26 protein-coding genes are annotated in these 23343 nt (G+C 68.9%); 13 read left to right on the top strand and 13 right to left on the bottom strand.

The annotated features are described in order from the left end of the window. Positions 1–381: 381 nt before the first annotated feature. From ABIC47_RS06945 to ABIC47_RS06925, 5 genes are all read right to left on the bottom strand, one after another. Entirely contained in the window at positions 382–1050 is a 669-nt protein-coding gene (locus ABIC47_RS06945; protein WP_354478621.1) for a GntR family transcriptional regulator, read from the bottom strand. A gap of 235 nt (positions 1051–1285) precedes the next feature. Beyond that, positions 1286–2377 carry a substrate-binding domain-containing protein gene (locus tag ABIC47_RS06940; protein ID WP_020076134.1) on the bottom strand — a complete coding sequence of 364 codons (1092 nt, stop codon included), beginning with the start codon at positions 2375–2377 and terminating at the stop codon, positions 1286–1288. A gap of 55 nt (positions 2378–2432) precedes the next feature. Next, on the bottom strand, positions 2433–3776 hold the full coding sequence (mmsB, locus tag ABIC47_RS06935; protein ID WP_020076135.1) for a multiple monosaccharide ABC transporter permease: 1344 nt from the start codon (positions 3774–3776) through the stop codon (positions 2433–2435). 2 nt (positions 3777–3778) lie between these two features. Then, the gene (mmsA, locus tag ABIC47_RS06930) at positions 3779–5326 is read right to left on the bottom strand and encodes a multiple monosaccharide ABC transporter ATP-binding protein (protein WP_020076136.1); all 1548 of its coding nucleotides are present in this window, start codon (positions 5324–5326) and stop codon (positions 3779–3781) included. A 118-nt stretch (positions 5327–5444) separates the two neighbouring features. Next, entirely contained in the window at positions 5445–6635 is a 1191-nt protein-coding gene (locus ABIC47_RS06925; protein WP_354478616.1) for an ROK family transcriptional regulator, read from the bottom strand. A 111-nt stretch (positions 6636–6746) separates the two neighbouring features. Here ABIC47_RS06925 and ABIC47_RS06920 point away from each other — a divergent pair, with 111 nt between their 5' ends. The 3 genes from ABIC47_RS06920 to ABIC47_RS06910 all read left to right on the top strand — a co-directional run bounded on the left by ABIC47_RS06920 (position 6747) and on the right by ABIC47_RS06910 (position 8354). Continuing rightward, positions 6747–7562 carry a shikimate 5-dehydrogenase gene (locus ABIC47_RS06920; protein WP_354478613.1) on the top strand — a complete coding sequence of 272 codons (816 nt, stop codon included), beginning with the start codon at positions 6747–6749 and terminating at the stop codon, positions 7560–7562. Positions 7563–7645: 83 nt separating this feature from the next. After that, positions 7646–7888 (top strand): DUF6458 family protein, encoded by a 243-nt coding sequence (locus tag ABIC47_RS06915; protein WP_018189090.1) that lies wholly within the window; start codon positions 7646–7648, stop codon positions 7886–7888. 28 nt (positions 7889–7916) lie between these two features. Further along, positions 7917–8354: a MarR family winged helix-turn-helix transcriptional regulator gene (locus ABIC47_RS06910; protein WP_354478610.1), complete on the top strand. Its 438-nt coding sequence runs from the start codon at positions 7917–7919 to the stop codon at positions 8352–8354. Between the two features lie 7 nt (positions 8355–8361). On the opposite strand, the gene ABIC47_RS06905 is transcribed toward ABIC47_RS06910, so the two are convergent. After that, the gene (locus ABIC47_RS06905) at positions 8362–8589 is read right to left on the bottom strand and encodes a hypothetical protein (protein WP_018189088.1); all 228 of its coding nucleotides are present in this window, start codon (positions 8587–8589) and stop codon (positions 8362–8364) included. Between the two features lie 92 nt (positions 8590–8681). On the opposite strand from ABIC47_RS06905, the gene ABIC47_RS06900 reads away from it, so the two are divergent. From ABIC47_RS06900 to ABIC47_RS06885, 4 genes are all read left to right on the top strand, one after another. Beyond that, positions 8682–9080: a MerR family transcriptional regulator gene (locus ABIC47_RS06900; RefSeq protein ID WP_020076140.1), complete on the top strand. Its 399-nt coding sequence runs from the start codon at positions 8682–8684 to the stop codon at positions 9078–9080. A 132-nt stretch (positions 9081–9212) separates the two neighbouring features. Beyond that, positions 9213–9470 (top strand): hypothetical protein, encoded by a 258-nt coding sequence (locus ABIC47_RS06895; RefSeq protein ID WP_018189086.1) that lies wholly within the window; start codon positions 9213–9215, stop codon positions 9468–9470. A 55-nt stretch (positions 9471–9525) separates the two neighbouring features. After that, positions 9526–10083 (top strand): dihydrofolate reductase family protein, encoded by a 558-nt coding sequence (locus tag ABIC47_RS06890; RefSeq protein WP_354478606.1) that lies wholly within the window; start codon positions 9526–9528, stop codon positions 10081–10083. 110 nt (positions 10084–10193) lie between these two features. Then, positions 10194–12128, top strand: coding sequence for a PKD domain-containing protein (locus ABIC47_RS06885; RefSeq protein ID WP_354478603.1), 1935 nt, complete (start codon positions 10194–10196; stop codon positions 12126–12128). 30 nt (positions 12129–12158) lie between these two features. On the opposite strand, the gene ABIC47_RS06880 is transcribed toward ABIC47_RS06885, so the two are convergent. Then, positions 12159–13091 carry a hypothetical protein gene (locus tag ABIC47_RS06880; protein ID WP_354478600.1) on the bottom strand — a complete coding sequence of 311 codons (933 nt, stop codon included), beginning with the start codon at positions 13089–13091 and terminating at the stop codon, positions 12159–12161. 159 nt (positions 13092–13250) lie between these two features. Here ABIC47_RS06880 and ABIC47_RS06875 point away from each other — a divergent pair, with 159 nt between their 5' ends. The 4 genes from ABIC47_RS06875 (at position 13251) to ABIC47_RS06860 (ending at position 16227) form a co-directional block, all read left to right on the top strand. After that, positions 13251–14069 carry a hypothetical protein gene (locus ABIC47_RS06875; RefSeq protein ID WP_354478597.1) on the top strand — a complete coding sequence of 273 codons (819 nt, stop codon included), beginning with the start codon at positions 13251–13253 and terminating at the stop codon, positions 14067–14069. Further along, positions 14066–14482, top strand: a complete 417-nt coding sequence (locus tag ABIC47_RS06870) for a phage holin family protein (RefSeq protein ID WP_018189081.1) — start codon at positions 14066–14068, stop codon at positions 14480–14482. Before ABIC47_RS06875 ends, ABIC47_RS06870 begins: the two co-directional genes overlap by 4 nt. Further along, the gene (locus ABIC47_RS06865) at positions 14479–15057 is read left to right on the top strand and encodes a DUF3618 domain-containing protein (protein WP_354478594.1); all 579 of its coding nucleotides are present in this window, start codon (positions 14479–14481) and stop codon (positions 15055–15057) included. Before ABIC47_RS06870 ends, ABIC47_RS06865 begins: the two co-directional genes overlap by 4 nt. A 108-nt stretch (positions 15058–15165) precedes the next feature. Continuing rightward, positions 15166–16227, top strand: a complete 1062-nt coding sequence (locus tag ABIC47_RS06860; protein ID WP_354478591.1) for a YihY/virulence factor BrkB family protein — start codon at positions 15166–15168, stop codon at positions 16225–16227. 26 nt (positions 16228–16253) lie between these two features. Here ABIC47_RS06860 and ABIC47_RS06855 read toward each other — a convergent pair whose 3' ends face one another. The 4 genes from ABIC47_RS06855 to ABIC47_RS06840 all read right to left on the bottom strand — a co-directional run bounded on the left by ABIC47_RS06855 (position 16254) and on the right by ABIC47_RS06840 (position 19753). Further along, entirely contained in the window at positions 16254–17573 is a 1320-nt protein-coding gene (locus ABIC47_RS06855) for a GGDEF domain-containing protein (protein WP_354478588.1), read from the bottom strand. 51 nt (positions 17574–17624) lie between these two features. Further along, positions 17625–18386, bottom strand: coding sequence for an EAL domain-containing protein (locus ABIC47_RS06850; RefSeq protein WP_018189078.1), 762 nt, complete (start codon positions 18384–18386; stop codon positions 17625–17627). A gap of 105 nt (positions 18387–18491) precedes the next feature. Beyond that, a complete protein-coding gene (locus ABIC47_RS06845; RefSeq protein WP_018189077.1) occupies positions 18492–19064 on the bottom strand; it encodes a GNAT family N-acetyltransferase in 573 nt (190 codons plus the stop codon). Continuing rightward, positions 19061–19753: a hypothetical protein gene (locus tag ABIC47_RS06840; protein ID WP_354478583.1), complete on the bottom strand. Its 693-nt coding sequence runs from the start codon at positions 19751–19753 to the stop codon at positions 19061–19063. The genes ABIC47_RS06845 and ABIC47_RS06840 overlap by 4 nt, the downstream gene beginning before the upstream one ends. Before the next feature lie 114 nt (positions 19754–19867). Here ABIC47_RS06840 and ABIC47_RS06835 point away from each other — a divergent pair, with 114 nt between their 5' ends. Beyond that, positions 19868–21256: an APC family permease gene (locus ABIC47_RS06835; protein WP_354478581.1), complete on the top strand. Its 1389-nt coding sequence runs from the start codon at positions 19868–19870 to the stop codon at positions 21254–21256. 12 nt (positions 21257–21268) lie between these two features. Beyond that, positions 21269–21958, top strand: coding sequence for an aspartate/glutamate racemase family protein (locus ABIC47_RS06830; protein WP_354478578.1), 690 nt, complete (start codon positions 21269–21271; stop codon positions 21956–21958). A gap of 264 nt (positions 21959–22222) precedes the next feature. On the opposite strand, the gene ABIC47_RS06825 is transcribed toward ABIC47_RS06830, so the two are convergent. Both ABIC47_RS06825 and ABIC47_RS06820 read right to left on the bottom strand, forming a co-directional pair. Next, positions 22223–22729 (bottom strand): hypothetical protein, encoded by a 507-nt coding sequence (locus ABIC47_RS06825; protein ID WP_018189064.1) that lies wholly within the window; start codon positions 22727–22729, stop codon positions 22223–22225. Next, positions 22726–23334 (bottom strand): RNA polymerase sigma factor, encoded by a 609-nt coding sequence (locus tag ABIC47_RS06820; RefSeq protein WP_354478575.1) that lies wholly within the window; start codon positions 23332–23334, stop codon positions 22726–22728. The genes ABIC47_RS06825 and ABIC47_RS06820 overlap by 4 nt, the downstream gene beginning before the upstream one ends. Between the last annotated feature and the right edge of the window lie 9 nt (positions 23335–23343).

The raw sequence follows: 23343 nt of genomic DNA, 5'->3' as shown, positions 1-23343 counted from the left end.
GCGCGGCGAAGCCGGGCGTGGCGGTGTCGGCGGCGTCGCATACCGTGACGCCGTGAGCGCATCCTGGCACCCGGTGGCGAATGCGCAGCCCAGCGAGTGGCTGCTCCGCCAGGGGACGCTCGGCACGCCGTACGGCGTGATCCGCCGGTTCACGTTCGGAGACCCCAACCGCCCGGAGGTGTGGTTCCGCGTCGTCACCTGGGCGCCGACCTCGGAGGGGCGCGAGCTGATCGGCTGGTGCCGCACGCTCGAAGCCGCGGCCGCTGCGGCCTGGGACCACCGCTGCGCGGCCGAATCGTGGCGCCACCACATGGCCGCCCGCCGGACGGATGCCGCGACCATGGCCGCGCAGCGCCCGTCAGCCGCAGAACTCGTCCGGTTCTACCGGGCCGCGCTGCGGCGGGCGGACAGCACGCCCTCCAGCTCGGTGAGGAGATCCACCCCGAGCTCGTCGGCCCGACCCGCGCCGGCCTCCGGAGGCGTCTCGGCACCGAGAGCGCGGATGAGCGCCACGACCCTGGCGGGCTGAAGCACCGCACGCGCGGCCGGCTCGAGCAGCAGATACCGGACCACACGGAGGTCCGCCGCCCGCACGGCCTCGGCGAGGACACGGTTGGGGAGGGTGTCGACCACGACCGACAGAGCGCGATGGAGCCCGTGGGCGGGATCGACGTCGCCGCGCTCGACCCGTCGCGCGAGGAGGGTCAGCTCGACCTCGCGCTCCAGAGAGGAAGCGCCCGGGAAGCTCGCGAGCACCGCCGGCCAGAGCAGCCGGAGCACCACCACCGCGTCCGCGACCTCGGCTTCGTCGAGCACGGCGACCTCGGTGTAGCGGTTGGGCGAGGTGGACATGAGCCCGACGGCTGTCAAACGGCTGACCGCCTCACGGACCGGTGTCCGCGAGACGCCCAGCCACGAGGTCAGGTCGGCGTCGCGCAGACGTTGGCCCGGCTGCAGCTCCCCCGAGAGGATGCGCTCCAGCACGAGCTCGTAGACATCGTTGCGGAGCAGCCGACGGCCGTCGTATCGCGCACGCGCATCCTGCTCCACCCACGGCTCCTCAACGTCAGAAACGGCTCATACCTGTCCTAACATACCAGCCGCTTCGGGTGGGCACGGAGGAGCATATCCGTGCTGCCACCGATGCCGGCGGCGAGAGCCGCGTCCTAGCCTGTGATCAAGCTCGGCCAGGGGGACCGATCCCGTCGGGGGACGGATCGGGAAAGGGGCCGGAGTGCATCACACTCCGGCCCCTTTCGTTTTCACACGCGGGGTGTGAGAACCGTTACTTGGTCAGCGGCTCCAGGGTCGGGTCGTTGGCGTACGCCTCGGCCGCGTTCTCCTTGGTGACGATGACCGGCTTCAGCAGGAAGGCCGGGACGACCTTCTTGCCGTTGTCGTACGACTTGTCGTCGTTGATCTCGGGCTTCTTGCCCTGCTGCAGGTCCTTCACCATGGTGATGGCCTGCTTGACCAGGTTGCGGGTGTCCTTGTTGATGGTCGAGTACTGCTCGCCCGCCATGATGGACTTGACCGACTCGGCCTCCGAGTCCTGACCGGTGACGATCGGGACCGGCTTGCCTGCACCCTTCACCGAGGTGATGATGGCGCGGGCCAGGGTGTCGTTCGGCGACAGGACGCCGTCGAGCTCAGTGGAGGCGTAGTTCTTGGCGAGCAGGTTGTCCATGCGGGTCTGCGCGTTCGCCGGCAGCCAGCCCTGGGTGGAGGTCTGCTTGATCTCGGTCTGACCCGAGACGACCTTCAGGGTGCCGTCGTCGATCTTCGGCTGGAGGACCTTCATGGCGCCGTTGAAGAAGACAGCCGAGTTGGCGTCGTCCGGCGAGCCCGAGAAGAGCTCGATGTTGAAGTTCTTCTTGTCCGGGAACTTCGCCTTCATGCCGTCGAGCAGGGCCTGACCCTGCAGCTCGCCGACCTTCTCGTTGTCGTACGCGACGTAGTAGTCCACGTCGTTGGTGTTCAGGATCAGGCGGTCGTACGCGATGACGGTCGCGCCGGCGTCGTGCGCGGCCTTGGCCTGCGCGGCGAGCTGGCCACCGTCGACGGCGCCGATGATGACGACCTTCGCACCGTTGGTGATCATCGACTGGATCTGCGACTGCTGGTCGGAGACACCGGAGCCACCGGCGTACTGGACGTCGCCCTTGAAGCCGGCCTCCTTGAGGCCGTCCTCGAACAGACCACCGGCGAGAACCCAGTTCTCCGACGTCTTAGTCGGGAGGGCGACACCGATGGTGGAGTCCTTGGCGAAGCCGGACGCGGAGCTGCTGTCCGAACCGGAGCGGCTCGACGAGCAGCCGGTCAGGGCGAGCGCGGCGGCAGCTGCGACGGCCACTGTCGCGAGTGCGATTTTGCGCATTGCGTTTCTCTTTCTCTGTGTGTTGATGGTGCAGGGGGGATGAAAAACTAGGTGATCAGGACGTCAGCGAGCGCGAGCTGTCCTCGGCGGAGTCGCCGGACGGCACGACGGCGGGCTGCTCGGCGGCAGCGGCGTTCGCCTCCTGCGTCTTGCCGCCGCCGAACATCCTGCCGATCAGCGACGGGCCGCCCCGGCGCTTCGAGTAGACGTCCACACCGACCGCGACGAGCAGGACCAGACCCTTGATGATCTGCACCTTGTCGCTGGTGACGCCGAGGAGCTGCAGGCCGTTGTTGAGGACGGCGATGACCAGACCACCGATGATGGAGCCGGCCACGGTTCCGATACCGCCGGAGACCGCAGCACCACCGATGAACACAGCCGCGATCGCGTCGAGCTCCCAGCCGAGGCCGTCCTGCGGCCCGGAGGAGACGGAGCGGGCGACGGCGATCATGCCGGCCAGCGCCGCGAGCACCGACATGTTCATCATGACGAAGAAGTTGATGCGCTTGATCTTGACGCCCGACAGCTCTGCGGCGTGCCAGTTGCCGCCGACCGCGTAGATGTGGCGACCGAAGATGGTGCTGCGCGTGATGAACGAGTACAGGATGATGAGCACGCCGAGGATCACGCCGGCGACGGGGAACGAGGTTCCGACCCGGCCGCTTCCGAACAGCACCGCAGCGTAGATCACGACGGCGTCGAGGATGACCACCTTGAACACGCTGACCCACAGGGGAGCCTTCTCGGAGCCCATCTTCGTCTGCTTGCGACGGGTCCGGACCTCCGCCAGCGCGATGACGACCGCGATGATGATGCCGAGCAGCAGGGTGGAGTTGTTGAAGCCCGTGTTCGGGCCCCACTCCGGAAGGAAGCCGCCGCCGATGAAGGTGAAGCCGTCCGGGACGGGAATCGTGTTCGCGCTGCCGATCAGCTGGTTCAGACCGCGGAAGATGAGCATGCCGGCCAGGGTGACGATGAACGCGGGGACGCCGACGTAGGCGACCCACCATCCCTGCCAGGCTCCGATGACGACACCCACGAGCAGTCCGAGGATGATCGCGAGCGGCCACGGCACGTTCCAGTTGGTCATCGCCTCGGCGACGATGATGCCGACGAGGGCGGCGACCGAGCCGACCGACAGGTCGATGTGGCCGGCGATGATGACCATCACCATGCCGATGGCCAGGATCAGGACGTACACGTTCTGATTGACCAGGTTGATGAGGTTGACCGGCTCGAGCGTGGTGCCGCCCGTGAGCACCTCGAACAGCAGGATGATGACGACGAGGGCGCCGAGGATGCCGAACTGGCGTCCGGTGGACTGGCCGCCTCCGAACATCTTGCCGAGGTCGCGGAGACCGCCGGACTTCTTCTTCTCGGGAATCTGTGTGGTCATGGCTATCGGGCAATCCTCTTCTTGGCGGATGTCATGCTTTTCAGGAGGGTTTCGGGCGTCGCCTCGGCGATGGGCAGCTCGTCGGTGATCTGGCCCTCGAAGATCGTGTAGATGCGGTCCGAGATGCCGAGCAGTTCGGGCAGCTCGGAGGAGATGACGATGACGCCCTTGCCCTGTGCGGCGAGCTGCTGGATGATCCCGTAGATCTCGAACTTGGCGCCGACATCGATGCCGCGGGTGGGCTCGTCCAGGATCAGGATGTCGGGGTCGGTGAACATCCACTTGGCCAGCACGACCTTCTGCTGGTTGCCGCCGGAGAGCGTCGACACGCCGCGGTCGACGTCGGGCGTCCGGATGCGGAGCAGCTTGCGGTACTCGTCCGCGACCGCGTACTCCTCCAGGTCGTCGACGACGCCGCGCTTGGCGATCTTCTTGAGCTTGGCAGCGACGACCGACTGCTTGATGTCGTCGAGGAGGTTCAGGCCGAGCACCTTGCGGTCCTCGCTCACGTAGGCCATTCCGTTGTCGATGGCCTCGGAGACGTTGCGGACCTGGATCTCCTTGCCGTCCTTGTAGATCTCACCCGAGACCCAGTTGCCGTAGGAGTGGCCGAAGACGCTCATCGCGAGCTCGGTGCGGCCGGCGCCCATGAGGCCGGCGAAGCCGACGATCTCGCCGCGACGGACGTAGAAGCTGGAGTTCTTGACGACCAGACGGTCCGGCACCTGCGGGTGCTGCACGACCCAGTCCTTCACCTCGAAGAACTTCTCGCCGATGTTCGGCGTGCGCTCCGGGAAGCGGCTCCCGAGCGTGCGGCCGACCATGCCGCGGATGATGCGGTCCTCATCGACGCCGTCCGCCTTGACGTCGAGCGTCTCGATCGTGCGGCCGTCGCGGATGATGGTGATCTGGTCGGCGATCTGCTCGATCTCGTTGAGCTTGTGGCTGATCATGATCGAGCTGACGCCGCGACCCTTCAGTCCGAGGATGAGGTCGAGGAGGTGCTGCGACTCGGCCTCGTTGAGCGCCGCGGTCGGCTCGTCGAGGATGAGGAGCTTGACGTTCTTGTTGAGCGCCTTGGCGATCTCGACCAGCTGCTGCTTGCCGACGCCGATGTTCTTGATCTGGGTGTCCGGGTCGTCCGTCAGACCGACACGGGCGAGCAGCTCGACGGCGCGGGTCTTCGCCTCGCCCCAGTTGATGACGCCGCCGCGGCCCGGCTCGTTGCCGAGGAAGATGTTCTCGGTGATCGAGAGCTCGGGGATGAGCGCGAGCTCCTGGTGGATGATCACGATCCCCTGCTGCTCGCTGGACTTGATGTCCTTGAACCGCATCACGTCGCCCTGGTAGACGATGTCTCCGCTGTACGTCCCATAGGGGTACACGCCGGAGAGGACCTTCATGAGGGTGGACTTCCCCGCGCCGTTCTCGCCGCAGATCGCGTGGATCTCGTCGGCGTGGACGGTGAGGGAGACATCCTCCAGCGCTTTGACCCCGGGGAACTCCTTGGTGATCGCGCGCATCTCGAGGATGACTGCGTTCGACGGCATCGTCGCTCCTTGCGGGCTCGGGAATGGATGTGCCTAAGTAGTAAACGCTATCTTCGCACTTGTCGTCAAATAGTGAAGACAACGATGCGATAACGGCCGAAAGAGGTGGCGCGGGACGTCAGCCCTCTTGCCCGGCCAGGGCGCCTTTGATGACGATCGCGGCTGCTCCGAGCGACTCGGCGCGGTCGCCCAGCGACGAGATCCGGACCGTCGTGGTGCCGGCGATGATCGGGATGGCGTTCTGCCGGATCCCGTGCCGGATCGGGTCGAGCAGCGCGTCGCCCAGACCGACCAGCGGTCCGCCGATGAGCACCAGTTCCGGGTTGATGACGTTCGCGATGTTGCCGATCGCCTGGCCGATCGCCGTGCCCGCGTCGCTGACGACGCGGAGGACGGCCGGGTCTTTGGCGAGCCCGCGGCGCAGGATGTCCGAAGCCGTGCGCGCGCCGTCGCCCCGCCCGAGCGACTCGAGCATCACGCTTGTGGACGCGATCGTCTCGAGGCAGCCGCGGTTGCCGCAACGGCAGATGACGCCGTGCTCCGCGACCGGCGTGTGACCGAGTTCGCCCGTGATGCCGAGGAACCCGTAGTACGGCTGGCCGTTGAGGATGAGGCCCGCGCCGATCCCTGTGCCGATCTTGACGAAGATCAGGTTGCGCTCTCCGCGGTTCGCTCCCCAGGTGACTTCGGCGAGCGCACCGAGGTTGGCGTCGTTGTCGACGACGACCGGGAAGCCGAACACGTCCTCCAGCTCCCGCCGGGTGATTCCGACCCATTCGGGGAGGATGGCCCCCTGCAGCACCGTGCCGGTGCGGCGGTCGATGGGTCCGGGGATGCCGACGCCGACGGCGAGCACGGACTCGCGGTCGTGGCCGCCTGCGGCGAGCATCCGGTCGAGCAGCCGCGCAGCCTCCCGCACCGCGCCGAGCACGTCATAGCCGGGTTCGAGCGCCACCTGCTCCTCGGCGATGACGTCATAGCCGAGGGTGGTGAGGACGATGCGCACGTGGCGGCGGCCGAAGTCGACGCCGACGGCGATGTCGCCGGTGTCGGTGAGCTGCACGAGCAGGGCCCGCCGCCCGCTGGAGGTCACCGGGGAGGTCGTGACCACGCCCTTGGCCGCCATGTCGCGAACGATGTTCGACACGGTGGCGGTGGACAGGCCGGTCCCGCGCGCCAGCTCAGCCTGGGTGGACGGTCCGTTGGCCAGGAGGAACTCGACGAGTCGTTCCTGGTTCAAGTGCCTCAGTGCGCCCTGCGACCCGGGATTGCGTGCGCCACGAGGGATCAGCCCCTGGGTGGCGGTCATAGCGACAAGCGTGAACGATCGGGCTGTTGGAGTCAAGCTGTGAACGCAAGAGTTCGCCCCAGATCGGGTGACGGACCTGAGAATGCTGACACCTACTGCGATGATGGAGTCATGCCCATCCTGAACAAGGACATGCAGGTCTGCATCTCGCTCGCCGGTCGGCCCAGCAACATCGGGACGCGCTTCCACAACTTCCTGTACGACGAGCTCGGCCTGAACTTCGTCTACAAGGCGTTCACGACGGACGACCTGGAGGGCGCCGTGCGCGGCATTCGCGCGCTCGGGATCCGCGGATGCTCGGTCTCCATGCCGTTCAAGGAGGCGATCATCCCGCTCGTCGACAACCTCGAGGCGTCGGCCGCGGCGATCGAGTCCGTGAACACCGTCGTGAACGAGGACGGCCTGCTGACCGCCTCCAACACCGACTACGAGGCCGTCGCGCAGCTGCTCGCCGAGCATGAGGTCGACACCGCGCAGCGCGTTCTGGTGCGCGGGTCGGGCGGCATGGCGAAGGCCGTCGTCGCGGCGTTCCGCGGCGCGGGATTCGACGAGCTGACCGTCCTCGCGCGCAATGCCGAGGCCGGCCCCGCTCTCGCCGAGCGGTACGGCTACGAGTGGGTGGCGGAGGACCCGGAGCCCGGCTTCGACGTCATCGTCAACGTGACGCCGCTCGGGATGCGCGGCGACGCGGAGGACGTGATGGCGTTCGACGAGGCGTTCATCGAGCGCGCGACGACCGTCTTCGACGTCGTCGCCTTCCCCTCCGAGACGCCGTTGATCCGCGCCGCGCGGGCGACGGAGACAGCGGTGATCACCGGGGCGGAGGTCATCGCCCTGCAGGCCGCGCGTCAGTTCGAGCGATACACCGGAGTGCGGCTCACGCCGGAGCAGGTGGCCCGGGCGTCCGAGTTCTCGCGCGCCGAGTAACTCCGGTCGCATCGACGGACCAGTGTGATGCGCTCCGGCGCGTCGGGGAGTAGCTTGAGCCCCGGACGTGAAGGAGCGTGCGCATGGGCATCGGAAGCGGCATCTTCATCTTCGTCGTCGGCCTCATCCTGGCCTTCGCCCTGCAGGTGCAGGTGAGCTGGATCGACCTGAAGATCACCGGGTACATCCTCATGGGCGCCGGCCTGGTCGTCTTCATCATCTCGCTGGCGTTCGCGCTGCGGCGCAGACCGCGCACGTCGATCCGGCAGGACGGCATCGACCCCGTCACCGGCCAGCGGGTCGAGCGGCGCACCGATGAGTATTGAGGCCAGGACCCAGCCATACAATGGCCGGATGTCCGACGACCTCCTCGCACTCGAGAACCAGGTGTGCTTCGGCCTCGCCGTGGCCGCGCGGAGTGTCATCGCGCTCTACCGCCCGGTGCTCGAACCGCTGTCGCTGACGCATCCGCAGTACCTCGTGATGCTGGCACTGTGGGAGCGCGAGCCGCGGTCGGTCAAGGACCTCAGCGACACCCTGGCCCTGGAGCCGGCCACCCTCTCCCCTCTGCTGAAGCGGCTCGAGGCGACCGGTTACGTCGAACGGCGGCGCAGCGCCGCCGACGAGCGCGCGCTCGAGGTGCGCCTGACGGAGTCCGGGCGGGCGCTCCGAGCGGAGGCGGAGAAGATCCCGCCGCGCATCGTGGAGCGGCTCGGCCTTCCGATCTCAGAGCTCGAGAATCTGCGCGAGAGCCTGCAGACGATCATCGGCGCGGCCGTCCGCACCGGATGACGCGGGTTCAGGCCGCCTGAACGGGCGCGGGGCACACCAGCCGCGTCGCGTCGCGCTGGCCGCCGGGCCGCAACACCTCGTGCTCGGTCATCGGCCGGCCGCACATCGGGCAGGGAGCCGCGGCGGAACGCCGGTCGGGCGCCTCCGGGTGGCCCGCGCCGAGCTGCGCCGGACCGGCGATGCGGATGAGCTTCTCGTTCCACCGCGAATACCAGCTGGCGAAGCGTCCGGCCATGATCCCTCGATTCATTAGTGCACTAACGAATAGTGTACGCCATCTGGACCCTGACCCGCGGGGCAAGGTCTACGCTGACAGCGGAGGACGACATGCGCATCAGCGAACTGGCCGAGCGGGCGGGTGTGACGGTCAAGGCCGTGCGGTACTACGAGCGGCTCGGACTCGTCTCGCCGGACCGGCTCGGCAACGGCTACCGCGAGTACGGCGACGAGCATCTGCGCGCTGTGCTCGAGATCCGCGAACTTGCCGACACGGGCATCCCGCCGGGAAAGGCGCGTCCCTTCATCGACTGCCTCGGCTCTGGCCACGCGCACAGCGACGAATGCCCCGCCTCCCGTGACGCCTACCGCGACGGACTGGCCGAGCTGGATGCGGCGATCGCCGCCCTCGAGCGCCGCAGGGACCTCCTCGCCCGCCGTCTGGCCGGGGCGGAGCACCGCATCCCCGAGCCGGCCGACGGCTGCGGGTGCACCATCGACCCCTCCTGACCGACACCGGGATCATCCCCAGGGATGACCTCCTCCCTACCTGGGGTCGATGCCCTTCGGGCGCGTACCCGGTTGACTCGGATATGTCCGCTCGAGCTCCCGTCTCGAGCGTCGACATGAAGGGGGAGACCGATGACGACACTGGGACACGGACTGCGAACCGCACCGACACTCGGTACGGCATCGGTGCCGGTGCGGCGGCGAGCGCGGGGGCTGCTCGCCGCCGTCACCGGGAACCCCTACCTGCAGTTGCTCGTCACTCTCGTGCTGATCGCTGCGGGGGCGACCCTGCTGATGATCGGGATCGGCCTGGTGCTGGATGTCGCGGTGCCGTGGATCTTCGACGACGAGCTGCGCGCACTGAAGACCCTTCTTCCGCAGATCGGCTGACGGTCGGGTGAGCCGGGCTCTGGCCCCGGCGATCGGCCGCCCCTAGAGTCCCTGCATGGGACGTCTTCTCTTCTCGGCCATCGCCTCGATCGACGGCTACACCGTCGACAGCTCCGGATCGTTCGACTGGGCGCAGCCCGACGAGGAGGTCCATGCGTTCGTCAACGACCGGGAACGTGACATCGGCACCTACCTGTACGGCCGGCGGATGTACGAGACCATGCGGGTCTGGCAGGACCTGGGCGACAGCGAGGAGCCGGTGGTCGCCGACTACGCGGCCGTCTGGCAGCACGCCGAAAAGGTCGTGTTCTCATCCACCCTGAGCGAGGTGACGACGCCGAAGACCCGGCTGCTGTCGCGGTTCGATCCGGAGGAGGTGCGCCGCCTGGTCGCGGGCGCCGACCACGACGTCTCCATCGGCGGTCCGACCCTCGCCGCCGCGGCATTCGCGGCGGGGCTGGTGGACGAGGTCCGGCTCTTCCTCGTCCCGGTCGCTGTCGGCGGCGGCACCCCGGCCCTCCCCCAGGGGCAGTTCCTGCGACTGCGACTATTGGAGGAACGCGCCTTCGCCGGGGGCACGCTCGGGCTGCACTACGCGGTCGAGACGTCCTGACTCGTCGACAATTCCTGAGCAAACCTCGTCTTCTACTCCCCGCGAGCCTCGTCGCGCGCTAGCGTGTGCCGCGACAGGCCCGCGACGAAACGGGCCGGGGAGCGTCCACGATGGCCAAGCATCGATTCCTCACCGTGGCGGGGCTGGCCGCCGCTGCCGTCATCCTCAGCGTCAGCGTGCCGCAGAGCGTCCAGGGCGTGGCGGCCGGAGCGGGCACCGTCCACTTCACCGCATCCGGCGACTATGGCCCGGGCACCGCGGCGCAGGCCGTCCTCACGGGCATCAAGAACCTCAGCCCCGACCTGCACCTCGCCCTCGGCGACCTCTCGTACGGCACCACGGGCCAGGAGCAGGCCTGGTGCGACCTCGTCACCAGCCGGACCGGCGCCGGCTTCCCGTTCGAACTCGTCTCGGGCAACCACGAGAGCAGCGGGCAGAACGGCAACATCAACGACTTCTCCGCCTGCCTCCCGAACCAGCTCCCCGGAGCGGTCGGGACCTACGGTCGCGAGTACTACGTCGATGTCCCGCAGGGCGCTCCCCTTGTGCGCTTCATCATGATCTCCCCCGGCCTCCCGTTCTCGGACGGCACCTGGACGTATGCATCGGGTACCTCCCACTACGCGTGGACGCAGGCCGCCATCGACGGAGCGCGCGCGGCCGGAACGCCGTGGGTCGTCGTCGGAATGCACAAACCCTGCCTCTCGCTGGGCGACTACCCCTGCGAGGCCGGAGCCGACATCCTCAACCTGCTGGTGTCGAAGCGCGTGGATCTTGTGCTCACCGGGCACGAGCACCTCTACCAGCGCACGAAGCAGCTGGCGACGGGAGCGGCCTGTCCGACGATCACGCCGGGCACCTACACCGCGGCTTGCGTGGCGGATTCGGACGGGACACTCGTGAAGGGCGCGGGAACCGTCTTCGCGACGGTCGGTACCGGCGGCAACGGCAACTACGAGGTCCACCCGGCCGACAGCGAAGCCAACTACTTCGCGGCTTCGTACGGCAGCGCCGCCACACCGCTCTACGGCTCGCTCGATGTCAGCGCGACGGCGAGCCAGCTGACGGCGTCGTTCGTCCGGGCCGCGGGGCCGTCGTTCACGGACGGCTTCTCGATCGGGCCGCCCGCCGCCGGCAACCAGCCTCCGAGCGCCGTGTTCGCCTCCTCCTGCGCCGACCTGACCTGCTCGCTGGATGGAACGGGCTCGACCGATCCGGACGGCGCGATCACCTCGTTCGCCTGGGACTTCGGCGACGGCTCGTCGGGCACCGGCGGCACGATCACGCACACCTACGCCGTCGCCGGCACCTACACCGCGCGGCTGACCGTGCTGGACGACGGCGGGGCGACAGCGTCGACCACCCGCACGCTGACCGTGACCGCGCCACCCCCACCCGCCGACACGCTCGCCGCCGATCCGTTCGAGCGCGCTGTGACCAACGGCTGGGGGACCGCCCCGACCGGCGGGAACTGGTCGGTCTCGGGCAGCTCCAGCCTGTATTCGGTCGCGGGCGGGACGGGACGCATCCAGCTCCCCGCGGGCTCGGGCGGTACCGCCCGGCTTCCCGGAGTCAGCGCGACCGGCATCGACCTGCGACTCGGACTGACGATCGACAAGCTGCCCTCCTCGGGCAACGTGTACGTGACGGTCCAGGGACGGCGGATCGCGACGACCGGCTCCTACGGGTCCAAGGTGATCATCTCGTCGGCGGGCAAGGTGACCATCCAGATCGTCCGCGTCGACCAGAACGGCGGGAACGAGGTCGTCGTGCAGACGTCGGCCACCGTTCCGAACGTCACCTACACCGCGGGCATGCGCCTGAACGTGCGGATGCGGACCACCGGGACATCGCCGACGCTCGTCGAGACGAAGGCATGGGCCGACGGCACTCCCGAGCCGTCTACCTGGCAGCGGTCGGCGACGGACAGCACGGCCGCACTGCAGGGTGCGGGCGGGCTGGCGGTTACCGGGTACCTCTCGGGCGGGGTCGTGAACGCGCCGGTTACCCTGACCGTCGACGACCTGACCGCCGTGAAGCCGTGAGCGGGGCCGGCTGGCGCCGGTAGTCCGGCGTCAGGCGGCGTCCCACCACCGCAGGACACGGAGCGCCCGAAGTGTTACCCACTTGCTCTGGAACCCCTCCATGTCGAACTCGACGATCACCGGCCCCTCGTGGATGTTCTCGAGCACCCACCTGCCGTCGGCGTCGGCCTTGCCGCGGACCAGTTCGACGGCATCCGCCAGGCGGGGGTCGCGACGGTCCTGCTGCCGGAAGTGCTCCAGCCCGCGCAGGATGTCGTGGTACCAGCGCACAGGATACGACAGCATCGTGACCCTCGGGTCCGGAGTGGAGCCGTCCGTGCGCCTCCGGTAGAGGCCGCGCTCGAGGAGGTACTCCTCGCCGGCCTCGACGACCTCGGTCGCGCGCGCGTCGTCGCCGCCGGCGCGCATCCACGCGCGCAGTCCCTCGACGGCGCAGATCGTGGAGTGGAAGGACGACACCCGGGCGCCGTACTCGGCCCAGCAGTTCCAGCCGCCGTCGTCCAGCCGGGAGCCGACGAGCGTCTCGGCGATCCGGTCGCCGCCCTCGCCGAAGTAGGCGGCGATCGTGAGGGCGACGCCGTTGATGCACGGCTCGGTCTCTCCCTCGAAGTAGCGCTCGCCGGCGTGCTCCCAGCGAACATTTTCGCGGACGCGGGCTACGGCCCGACGCGCCTCCTCGCTCGACGGATCGAGTCCGAAGTCCACGAGCTGCTGGAGGCTGAAGTGGGTGCCGCTCCACGCGTCGAACCCGTCGCGCTCGGGCGGGATCCACCCGGGACGGTACGTGCCGCCATCCCAGAGCCCGTCCTCCGCCTGCTCGGCGAGGAACGTCGCCCCCCAGCCTTCCGTTGCCACGCGGGCACGTTCGGCGGCGACCTCTTCCGGCGGGGCTCCCACAAGATCCTGAAGCACCTGCCAACGGATCCCCGGGTCGGAGTCGAGCAGCCAGTCCTGTACGTCCATTCCGGTCACCGTAGTCGCCACCCGCGACGAGGGGCAGTCCTCCGCGCACGAATACCCCCCGCCGGGGGGACGGTCAATCGCTGTACCCGCCTCAATCCGGTGTCTTGAGTGGTCCTCAACATCCCAACCGGACACATCCACCGAAAGGAAACGGCAGTCATGACCATGTCAGACGACCAGTCCGCGGACACACCGATCTTCGACAGCAGACGCGACGCGCTCGAGCCGGAGGCGGGCCTCCCCGAGACGGTGCAGCCGACCGGCGGCTCGCTGGGCGGCGACGCCTCGACCGGTGAGCAGAGCGGCGTCCGCGAAGAAGCGGGGCGCGTCGCCGGCTCGGCAGCAGAGGCCGGCAAGGACGTCGCGGCCACCGCGAAGGAGCAGGCCAAGAACGTCGCGGGCGAGGCGAAGTCGCAGGCGAAAGATCTCTACCGCCAGACGCAGGAGGAGCTCCGGACGCAGGCGGCGCAGCAGCAGGAGCGGGTCGCCAGCGGGCTCCGCTCTGTGGGCGACGAACTCGACCAGATGGCGTCCTCCTCCGAGTCGGACGGCCTGGCGACCGACCTGGTACGGCAGGCGGCGCAGCGCACCCACGCGATCGCCGGCTGGCTGAACGAGCGCGACCCCGGCTCCCTGCTGAACGAGGTGAAGTCGTACGCGCGGCGCAACCCGGGTACGTTCATCGCCGCGGCGGCCATCGCAGGCGCCCTCGCCGGCCGGCTGACCCGAGCCCTCGCCAGCGGCGGGGACGACTCCGGCAGCAGCACCGGCACGACGACCGGCACCACGGGCACCACCGGGACGACCGGCCTGGCGCCGAGCCCTGATATCACCGCCGTCGGCACCACCGGCGTCGGCGGCACGGGCACCGGATCCACCGCCGGCGGCTACGGAAGCGCCACCGGCGACCTCTACGACGACTCCGGCAACGACCTTCCCGAGCTGCCGGGCGCCGGGTACACCGGAGGCCGGGCATGACCGATCAACCCACCCCTTCGGAGCAGCAAGCCGCGAACAGTTCGCTCGGCGAGTTGCTCGGAGAGGTCAGTCGTGACCTCTCCACACTGATCCGCCAGGAGATGGAACTCGCGAAGGCCGAGATCAAGCAGACCGTCACGCGTGCCGGCAAGGGCGCAGGGCTGCTGGGCGGCGCGGGTTACGCAGGCCTCATGGCCGTCTTCTTCCTGTCGATCGCCCTGTGGTGGGCGCTCGGCTACCTGGTGGGCAACGCCTGGTCCGCGGTGATCGTCGCGGTCATCTGGGGCGTCGTCGCACTGATCCTGTACCTGCGCGGTCGCAAGCAGCTCGAGACCGTCAAAGGTGCCCCCCAGACCGTGGAGACGGTCAAAGAATTCCCCGAGACACTGAAGCGAAATGAGGAGAACCGATGAGCGACGACCCCGACGCGATCCGCGCCGACATCGAGGCGACGCGCCGCAACCTGAGCGGTGATGTCGATGCCCTGGCCGACAAGGTCACGCCAAGCAAGATCGCCCAGCGCCAGACGCGCAAGGTGAAGGGCGCCTTCCATTCCATCAGCGAGCGGATCATGGGATCCGCCGACGACGTCCGCAGCGGCGTGGGCGGCGCCGTCTCCGACGCCGGCAGTTCGGTGGCCGATGCTGGCCGGACCGTCGTCGACAAGGCGCAGGGCAATCCGCTCGCCGTCGGCCTCATCGCCTTCGGCATCGGCGCCCTGATCGCCTCCCTCATCCCGCCGAGCACCAAGGAGCAGGAGCTGGCATCCGCCGCCAAGGATGCCGCGCAGCCTCTGCTCCATGAGGCCGCGGAGGTCGGCAAGCAGGTCGCCGACGACCTCAAGGAGCCGGCGCAGCAGGCCGTTCAGTCGGTCAAGGAGACTGCGCAGGAGGGGGTGTCCACCGTCAAGGAGGAGGCCACTGATCGCGCGTCCGACGTCGCCGATGACGCCAAGCAGTCCGGACAGCGCTTGCAGTCCGACCAGTAGCACCCACGACGAAGCGCGGCGGCAGGCCTCCCCCGGGCCTCCGCCGCGCTTCTCTTTTCTCCCGTCACCCTTCCCCGTCAGCGACGCGCAACCGAGAGGACCAGCACGATGAGCGACGTCGGGGCCAGCAAACGCCTGGCCGATGCCCCCTCCCCCGAAGACTCCCGCAAGCCGGACAGCCCTCCCCACCTCGAAGGATCATCGTGGAAGCTGGTGCTCAAGCGCACCTTCCGCGAGTTCAGCACCGACAAGTGCACCGACATCGCCGCATCCTTGACCTACTACGGCATCCTCTCGCTCTTCCCCGGGCTGATCGCCCTGGTCTCGCTACTCGGCGTGCTCGGGCAGGGCAAGTCGGCGACGGATGCGATGCTCGGCATCATCACGGGCGTCGCGCCGGGCTCGACCGCCCAGCTGCTGCGCGGTCCGATCGAGAACGCCGTGAACTCGCCCGCCTCCGGTTTCGCCCTGGTCGCCGGCATCGTGCTCGCGATCTGGTCCGCCTCCGGATACGTCGGCGCGTTCTCCCGAGCGATGAACCGCATCTACGAGATCGACGAGGGCCGTCCGTTCTGGAAGCTCAAGCCGCAGCAACTGCTCGTGACGGTGATCACCGTCGTGCTCGTGACCATCGTCGCGCTCATTCTGGTGGTCTCCGGACCGGTCACGCGCGCCGTCGGAGACGCCCTCGGTCTCGGCTCCGCCCCGCGGATCGCCTGGGAGATCGCGAAGTGGCCGCTGCTCTTGATCATCGTCGTCCTGATCATCGCGATCCTGTACTACGCGGCTCCGAACGCCCGTCAGCCCAAGTTCCGTTGGATCAGCATGGGCGCGATCATCGCGATCGTCGTGCTCGCCGTCGCCACGTTCCTGTTCGCGTTCTACGTCGCGACGTTCGCCAACTACGAGAAGACCTACGGCCCGCTCGCCGGGGTGATCGTCTTCCTGCTGTGGGTCTGGATCGCGAACCTGGCGCTGCTGTTCGGCGCGGAGTTCGACGCCGAGACCGAGCGCGGGCGCGAGTTGCAGGCGGGCATGGAGGCCGAGGAGACCATCCAGTTGCCGCCGCGCGACACCCGGCTCAGCGAGAAGTCGGCGGACAAGGAGGAGGCACTCATCGACGAGGCCCGTCGGGTGCGCGAGGACGCCGACGCTTCTGACGACCGCTGACGCAGTCGGTCACGCGGCGGATCCGGTCAGGCGACAGTGGCACCCACGACGCGGTTGCCCCCGGCGTTCTTCGCCGAGTACATCGCGTGGTCGGCCTCGCGGATCAGCCGGTCCGGGTTCCACCCGGGGTCCTGGGTGCGCGCGAGCGACATGCCGATGCTCGCACTGATCGGGAAGCCCTCCGGGATGTCCTGGAACGGCTGCTCGATGGAACGGCGGATGCGGTCGGCCACGTCTTCGGCGGCCGCCACCTCCGGCACCTCGCAGACCACCACGAACTCGTCGCCGCCGTAGCGGGCCACCAGGTCCTCCTGACGGACGGCCGCCTGCAGCCGCAGCCCGACCTCCCGGAGCAGCAGGTCGCCCGTGTGGTGGCCGAGGGCGTCGTTCACGCGCTTGAACCCGTCCAGGTCGATGAACAGCGTGGCGACGAGTGAGGAGGCCGACTGCTGGTATTCGATCAGCTGCGTCTCCAGGCGTCGGCGGTTCGGCAGCCCGGTCGTCTCGTCGTGCATGGCGGCGTGCTCGAGCTGCCGCTGCAGCCGCAGGGTGGTGATCGCCTGCGCCGCCTGTCCGGCCAGCGCGTCGGCGAGCGGTGCCGCCTCGGAGTCGAACTGCCGCGGGTGGAGGAAGAAGGCGGCGAACAGCCCGAAGAGCACGTCGTCGTGCTGGATGGGCGCCACCAGGACGGCGTGCACGCCCGCGTCGCGCATGGCCTGCCCGAGCACCGGGGCGATCTCGTCCGCGGCCGCCGCGCCGCTGAGCGCGACCACCCGGCGGAGCTGCGAGGCCTGCGTCACCAGCGATCCGGTCTGCTCCAGAGAGCGCAGCGGGTTGCTGCCGGAGGCCTGCGTGAACATCTCGAGCTCGTCGATCAGGAATACCGCGGACTGCTCCGCCTGGTACGCCTTGGCGACGGTCGACGCGAGGATGTCGACCAGCGACTGCTCGTCCGTCGCGGCCGAGAAGGCGATCGACGAGTCGATGATGAGCTCGAGTCGGTTGCGCGTACGTTCCTGGAGGGTGTGCGAGCGCACCATCTCCTGCTCGTGCTCGGCGCGCTCGGTCGCATCCACCAGCGTCAGCAGCTCACCGGTCTCCGAGGGGCGGCGGCCGACCATGACGGCTCTCGACGACCCGTCCACGTGCGCCAACCGGACGAGGCCGTCGTCGCGGCCGTCGACCCCGGGGATCCGGATGCGCAGCGAGCTGAACGACCGGCCGTTCAGCTCGGACATCGAGAGGCCGGTCCAGGTGACGAAGAGCTCGTTGGCGTCCTGGATGCGGCCGTCTCCGTCCACCTCGACGAGAGCGCAGGGCAGGTCGTCCGCAGCAATGGGCCGCACCGCACTCTCCTTCGGATGGCTGGGCCGCTTCGCGGCGAGTACACAATGAATTTAGCGCACGAATGTACCCAGACGGTCACCGAGGTCATCGGGAGGACACGGACGTGCGATGTAGTAGCCCTGGGCGCGGTCGCATCCGGAGGTCCGGATCTGCTCCAGCTGTTCGCGGGTCTCGATGCCCTCGGCGACGACCCGCATCCCGCTGTCCTGGGCCATCGCCACCGCGTCGCCGACGGCGTCCCAGTCTCCCCGCGCGACGAGGCTGCGATCCAGCTTGAGCTCACGCGCGTGGACGCCGACCGCCCGTTCGATCGACGAGTGTCCCGCGCCGAAATCGTCGATCGACACGGTGACCCCCCACTGCTGCACGATGTCGAGGCGCCCGGCGACGACCGCGTAGTCCTCGATGCGCTCGGCTTCCGTGACCTCGACGATGAGGTCGGCGGGAGGAAGCCCCGACTCGGCGAGCTGACGTTCCAACTCGTCGAAGAAGCGGTCGGTCTCGAGCTGCAGGGGCGAGACGTTGACGGCGATGGCGAGCTGGTAGCCGCGCTCGCGCCAATCGCGGCCGATGCGGCAGCACTCGCGCAACGCGAACAGGCCCAGCTCGTGGATGGTTCCGCTGGCCTCGGCGAGCGCCACGAACTCTGCGGGAGGGATGGGACCGCGGGTGGGATGCGTCCAGCGGCTGAGACCTTCGACGGCGACGATCTCACCCGTCGCCAGGTCGATCTGCGGCTGGACGTGCACCTCGAGTTCATGCGCGGCGATGGCGTGGGACAGCTCTCGCGCCTCCACCTCGCACGTCACCACGCACACCTCCCTCGCCGGCCGCCGGCTCCGCTGGCCTGGACGCGATAGTGCCCGCGTGCGCAGCCGCTGTCAACGGGCTGGCCCCGGACCGGACGCCGGACGCGCTCAGCGGAACGTCGGTCGCGGGTCGGTGTGGAGCACGCTCATGAGGATGGAGTCGGTCCACTCGCCGTCCCAGAACAGGGTGTCGCGCTGGCGGCCCTCCACCACGAATCCGGCCTTCTCGTACGACCGCAGCGCCCGCGGGTTGAACGCGTACACGTCGAGTTGGACGCGGTGCAGCCCGATCTCCGCGAAGGCGTGATCGAGCACGACGGTCATCGCCTCCGTGCCGTACCCGCGGCCGGGTTGCCCGGGTGCCAACGCGATGCGCGTGTTCATGGATGCGTTGTCCTCGTCGAGCTCGTTGAGCACGATCTCGCCCAGGAAGCGATCGGTGGCCCTGTCGAGGATCGCCCAGTCCGCGCGGTCCGGGGCGGCGCCGATCCGTGCAAGGTGCGCGGCGATGACCTCCTCGGTGAACTCGGCGCGCGTCCCCGTCAGGCGGAGGTTCTCGGCGTCGTCGAGCCCGGACCAGACGTCGTCGAGGTGCTCCGGTCCGAGGGGCACCAGCCGGATGCGCGGGCCGTCGAGCGTTCGGACAGCGGTGAGCTCGGCGAGCGCCACCTCCGGCTTCACAGTTCGGGCTCCCTCGGCCGCAGGTCCGGCCGGGGGAATTCGGCGTCGAAGTCGCCGGTGGGATCCTCCTGGCGCAGCGTGTCCACGATGCTCGGGCCCGATCCGACGGGCGAGAACGCGGCCCGGTCGCCGCGGACGCTGCTCTGATACGTCTTCATCTGGCCGTCCACCGGAAGGTCGATCTCGGCCGGCGGCCGCCCCTCGTCGAGCGGGACGGCACGCTGCGTCGTGGTGCCGTCCTCCTCGACGAAGTCGGCGATGCCGAACGTCAGGTGGCCTCGGTCGAAGGAGGCGCGGACGAGCAGGTAGGTGCGCAGCGCGTCGTCGTCGAGCGCCGCCACCTCCGCGGCGAGCGCCCGCACCGCATCCGTGCGACCGAGCGCGTGCTCACCGTCATCCGGCGCCTCGGCCCAGGAACGGACGTGGCCGGCGAGGTCCGCGATGGCCTCCTCGTACGACGTCGGCGATGTCCCCCGGATGCCGAAATCGCCCCAGTCGGCCCAGTAGCGATCGCCCTCGTCGTCGTGGCCCACGGGGACGGTGACGCGCGTCGCCGCCGTGCGGGAGGCCTTCCAGGCCGCCAGCTCGTCCGCGCTGAACAGCTCGCCCAGCTGCCGGATGGCGTCGTCGTCGCCCGGGCCGGCGGCCGAGGCGAGGATCGCCCGCTCGAAGAACGCGTTGTCGTCCACTGCTCGTTCCCTTCGTCCCTGCCAGCATCGCATCCCCGGGCGCGAGTTCCGAGCCGGGCGGCGGAATCAGCTAACGTCGAGGGGCAGTCAGAACCGGTACCGAAGGAGACGCCCGTGACGACCACCCTGCCGACGACGACCGCGAAGGGCGCGTCGCTGCGGCGCAGCCTCGGGCTGTGGGCCATCGTCGGTCTCGGTCTCGGCTACATGACGCCGACGGTCGTCTTCGACACGTTCGGCATCGTCTCCGGGCAGACGAACGGCGTCGTCCCGGCCGCCTACCTCGTCGCGCTCGTCGTGATGATGTTCACGGCGATCAGTTACGGCAAGATGGCGGGCGCCATCCCGAGCGCCGGCTCCGCCTACACGTACGTGCGCGAGTCCATCCACCCGAACCTGGGATTCATGGTCGGCTGGACCTCGCTCGTCGACTACGTGCTGCTCCCGATGGTGAACTGCCTCATCATCCGGCTGTACCTGGAGCAGCTGTTCCCCGCCGTCCCCGGATGGATCTGGGTGGTCGCGTACTGCGCGGGTGTCACCACTCTCATCGCCGTGACGATGCGCGGCACCTCGAACGTCAACATGATCCTGCTCGTCTTCGCGATCGCTGTGATGACCGTTTTCGTCGTGATGGTCGTCGTCCAGCTCGCCGGCGGCGCCGGTGACGGCACGGTCGCCTCGGTCAAGCCGTTCGTGCACGATGGGGTCACACTCGGCGCGGTCCTCACCGGAGCGACGGTCGTCTGCTTCTCGTTCATCGGCTTCGACGCGGTGACGATGTACGCGGAGGAGGCCAAGACGCCGAAGATCATGCCGCGCGCCATCCTCTTCACCGTCATCATCGGCGGCGCGATCTTCCTGGTCGCCGCCTACTTCACCCAGCTCCGCTTCCCGACCAATGCGCCGTTCGGCGAATTCACGGACGACCCGCTGCCGCAGATCGGCCGGATCGTCGGCGGCCCGGTGTTCCAGGCCATCTTCGTCTCCGCCGGCTTCTGCGCCACCATGGCGTCCGGACTCGCGTCGCACGCGTCCGTCAGCCGGATGCTGCTGGTCATGGGACGGAACAACGTCCTCCCCCGCCGCTTCTTCGGGTACATCAGCCCGAAGACGCAGACGCCCATCTTCAACATCGTGCTGGTCGGCGTGATCTCGCTGCTGGCGATGGCGTTCTCGCTCGAGCTGATCTCCGCTTTCATCAACTTCGGCGCCCTGATCGCCTTCACCTTCGTCAACATCTCGGTGATCGCCTGGTTCGCGATCCGCAAGGGACGCCGTCGCACGGCGAAGGACATCGTGCGGTTCATCGTGCTCCCGGCGATCGGGACGGTGCTCACGGGAATCCTGTGGGTGAACCTCCACGCCGACGCGCTGATCGGCGGCATCGCCTGGGCAGTGATCGGCTTCGCCTACCTCCTGTTCCTGACGCGCGGTTTCCGTCGCCCGGTCGCCGCGTTCGACGAGAGCCAGCCGGTGACCGGGTTCAACAAGGCCGTATAGAAGAGGTACGCCATGAAGCGGATCGGGTTGCTCGGAGGCATGAGCTGGGAGAGCTCCGCTCTCTACTACCAGGCGATCAACGAGGGGGTGCGCGAACGGCTCGGCGGACTGCACTCGGCCGATCTGGTGATGATCTCGGTCGACTTCGCCGACATCGAGAGGCTGCAGTCGTCCGGCGACTGGGAGCGCGCCGGTGACATCCTGGCCGAGGAGGCGATCCGGCTCGAACGCGCGGGCGCTTCCTGCGTCGTGATCTGCACGAACACCATGCACAAGGTCGCCGACCGGGTGCAGGCGGCCGTCGGCATCCCGCTGCTGCATCTGGCCGACGTCACGGCTGCGGCCGTCATCAAGGCCGGCGTCCACCGCGTCGCGCTCCTGGGCACGCGGTTCACCATGCGCGAGCCGTTCTACCGCGAGCGCTTGGAGTCGCACGGCCTCGAGGTGATCGTGCCGCCCGAGGAGACGCAGGCCATCCTGGACGGGATCATCTACGACGAGCTCGTCCTCGGTGTGGTCACCGACGCCTCCCGAGCCGTCTACCGGGAGGCGATCGCCGGGCTGATCGCGAGCGGCGCGGAGGGCGTCATCCTGGGCTGTACCGAGATCGAGCTGCTGGTGCGGCCGGAGGACTCGGCCGTGCCGACGTTCCCGACCACGGCATTGCACGCCGCTGCGGCCGTCGACTTCGCGCTCGGCTGACGCTCAGCGGAGCGCTGCGTGCCGACCCCTCAGCCCTCGCCGGCGAGGGCTTGCTGGATGAGTGCGGTCATGTCGATGGGCTCCGTGGGCGGCAGTTCCAGCGCGGCCGGGTCGATGATCTTCATGGCGTCTCCTTCTTCGTCTGACTTCGGTTCGTCGTTCTCCGGATATGAGATCGGGAGGTGCCCGCCGCCGCCTTCCCCCAGGCGTCTGATGCGGCGGGCACCGTCCCTTCTCCCGCGCGTGGTGGAGTACCCCTTCTCATCACTCGCGCGGGATCGTGAGGCCCAGCCGCGAGCACAGCTCGCTGAGGGCCTGGTCGGAGGGGAACACGGCCAGTCGCCCGTCGGGCAGCTGGCAGGTCTCCAGGTGGGGCACCGGATACTCCGCCGTGCTGGACGACCCTTCCGGTGAGAACACGCCGGTGCGCCAGGTGGCCGCGCACATGTCCTCGGCGAGGCGGATGCGCGCATCGAGCGGGTTGGGCGTCTTCTCGTCCAGGTCGGCGGTCACCATCACCGACGTGCCGTGACGGGAGTTCAGGTCGGCGGCCGCGTAGCAGTCGGTGACGTTGTTGATCTGGCCCTGGGAGGCGAGGGCGACAGCGATCGCGCCGGCCGTGGTCCCGGCGACGATGGCGCCGGCCACTCCGATGGCGATGATGCGGTGCTTCCGGGTCCGGCGGCGGTCGTCGACGGCGATGGTCTCGAACAGGTTCGCCTTGATCTGTTCGAAGCGCTCGTCGGTGGGCAGGAGGTCGTGATTGGTCATGGCATCCCCCTGAGGGTGCGGAGTTCGTTCCGGAGGCGCCCGCGGAGCCGGGAGAGGCGGTTGCGGATGGCGCCCTCGCTCAGGCCCACCTGGCGGGCAGCCTCCTCATAGCTGTGATCGCCTCGGATGCACAGCTCGAACACGGTGCGGTCGGGCTCGGTGAGCGCGGCGACCACGGATTCGACGTAGGCGAGCAGCTGGCCGCGTTCGGCGAGCTCCTCCGGCCCCGGGCGGGCGTCGGCGAGTGATCCGTCGACGGGGCTGTCGCTTCGGCGCTTCTCCGCCACCTGGAGAGAGCGGCGGCGGTTGGCGATCAGGTTGCGGCTGGTGACGAGCAGCCAGGGAAGGACCGACTCGCCGACGATGGTGATGGTCGCCCGTTTGCGCCAGAGGGTGACGAACACGTCCTGGCTGATCTCCTCCACATCCTCGCGGGGTTCGAGGCGCGCGGCGGTGTAGGCGTAGACGACGCGGCTGTACCGGTCGTAGAGGGCGGCGAGCGCAGCCTTGCTGCCGTCGGCGAGTCGCCGCAGCAGGTCGAGGTCCGTCGGAACGGACTCCTCCCCCGCATCCGCCGCACGGTGCGGCTCGGCCAACTCGCTCATATCCAGGAA

This window comes from Leifsonia sp. 563, from assembly GCF_040545055.1.
Taxonomy (GTDB): domain Bacteria; phylum Actinomycetota; class Actinomycetes; order Actinomycetales; family Microbacteriaceae; genus Leifsonia.
The sequence above is the reverse complement of the archived record's forward strand: the minus strand, read 5'-3'. Positions and strand labels throughout refer to the sequence as shown.

Coding starts and splice junctions, on each gene's coding strand:
- ABIC47_RS06940 (WP_020076134.1), bottom strand. CDS start 2,377: ATGCGCAAAATCGCACTCGCGACAGTGGCCGTCGCAGCTGCCGCCGCG.
- mmsB (WP_020076135.1), bottom strand. CDS start 3,776: ATGACCACACAGATTCCCGAGAAGAAGAAGTCCGGCGGTCTCCGCGAC.
- mmsA (WP_020076136.1), bottom strand. CDS start 5,326: ATGCCGTCGAACGCAGTCATCCTCGAGATGCGCGCGATCACCAAGGAG.
- ABIC47_RS06925 (WP_354478616.1), bottom strand. CDS start 6,635: ATGACCGCCACCCAGGGGCTGATCCCTCGTGGCGCACGCAATCCCGGG.
- ABIC47_RS06920 (WP_354478613.1), top strand. CDS start 6,747: ATGCCCATCCTGAACAAGGACATGCAGGTCTGCATCTCGCTCGCCGGT.
- ABIC47_RS06915 (WP_018189090.1), top strand. CDS start 7,646: ATGGGCATCGGAAGCGGCATCTTCATCTTCGTCGTCGGCCTCATCCTG.
- ABIC47_RS06910 (WP_354478610.1), top strand. CDS start 7,917: ATGTCCGACGACCTCCTCGCACTCGAGAACCAGGTGTGCTTCGGCCTC.
- ABIC47_RS06905 (WP_018189088.1), bottom strand. CDS start 8,589: ATGGCCGGACGCTTCGCCAGCTGGTATTCGCGGTGGAACGAGAAGCTC.
- ABIC47_RS06900 (WP_020076140.1), top strand. CDS start 8,682: ATGCGCATCAGCGAACTGGCCGAGCGGGCGGGTGTGACGGTCAAGGCC.
- ABIC47_RS06895 (WP_018189086.1), top strand. CDS start 9,213: ATGACGACACTGGGACACGGACTGCGAACCGCACCGACACTCGGTACG.
- ABIC47_RS06890 (WP_354478606.1), top strand. CDS start 9,526: ATGGGACGTCTTCTCTTCTCGGCCATCGCCTCGATCGACGGCTACACC.
- ABIC47_RS06885 (WP_354478603.1), top strand. CDS start 10,194: ATGGCCAAGCATCGATTCCTCACCGTGGCGGGGCTGGCCGCCGCTGCC.
- ABIC47_RS06880 (WP_354478600.1), bottom strand. CDS start 13,091: ATGGACGTACAGGACTGGCTGCTCGACTCCGACCCGGGGATCCGTTGG.
- ABIC47_RS06875 (WP_354478597.1), top strand. CDS start 13,251: ATGACCATGTCAGACGACCAGTCCGCGGACACACCGATCTTCGACAGC.
- ABIC47_RS06870 (WP_018189081.1), top strand. CDS start 14,066: ATGACCGATCAACCCACCCCTTCGGAGCAGCAAGCCGCGAACAGTTCG.
- ABIC47_RS06865 (WP_354478594.1), top strand. CDS start 14,479: ATGAGCGACGACCCCGACGCGATCCGCGCCGACATCGAGGCGACGCGC.
- ABIC47_RS06860 (WP_354478591.1), top strand. CDS start 15,166: ATGAGCGACGTCGGGGCCAGCAAACGCCTGGCCGATGCCCCCTCCCCC.
- ABIC47_RS06830 (WP_354478578.1), top strand. CDS start 21,269: ATGAAGCGGATCGGGTTGCTCGGAGGCATGAGCTGGGAGAGCTCCGCT.
- ABIC47_RS06825 (WP_018189064.1), bottom strand. CDS start 22,729: ATGACCAATCACGACCTCCTGCCCACCGACGAGCGCTTCGAACAGATC.
- ABIC47_RS06820 (WP_354478575.1), bottom strand. CDS start 23,334: ATGAGCGAGTTGGCCGAGCCGCACCGTGCGGCGGATGCGGGGGAGGAG.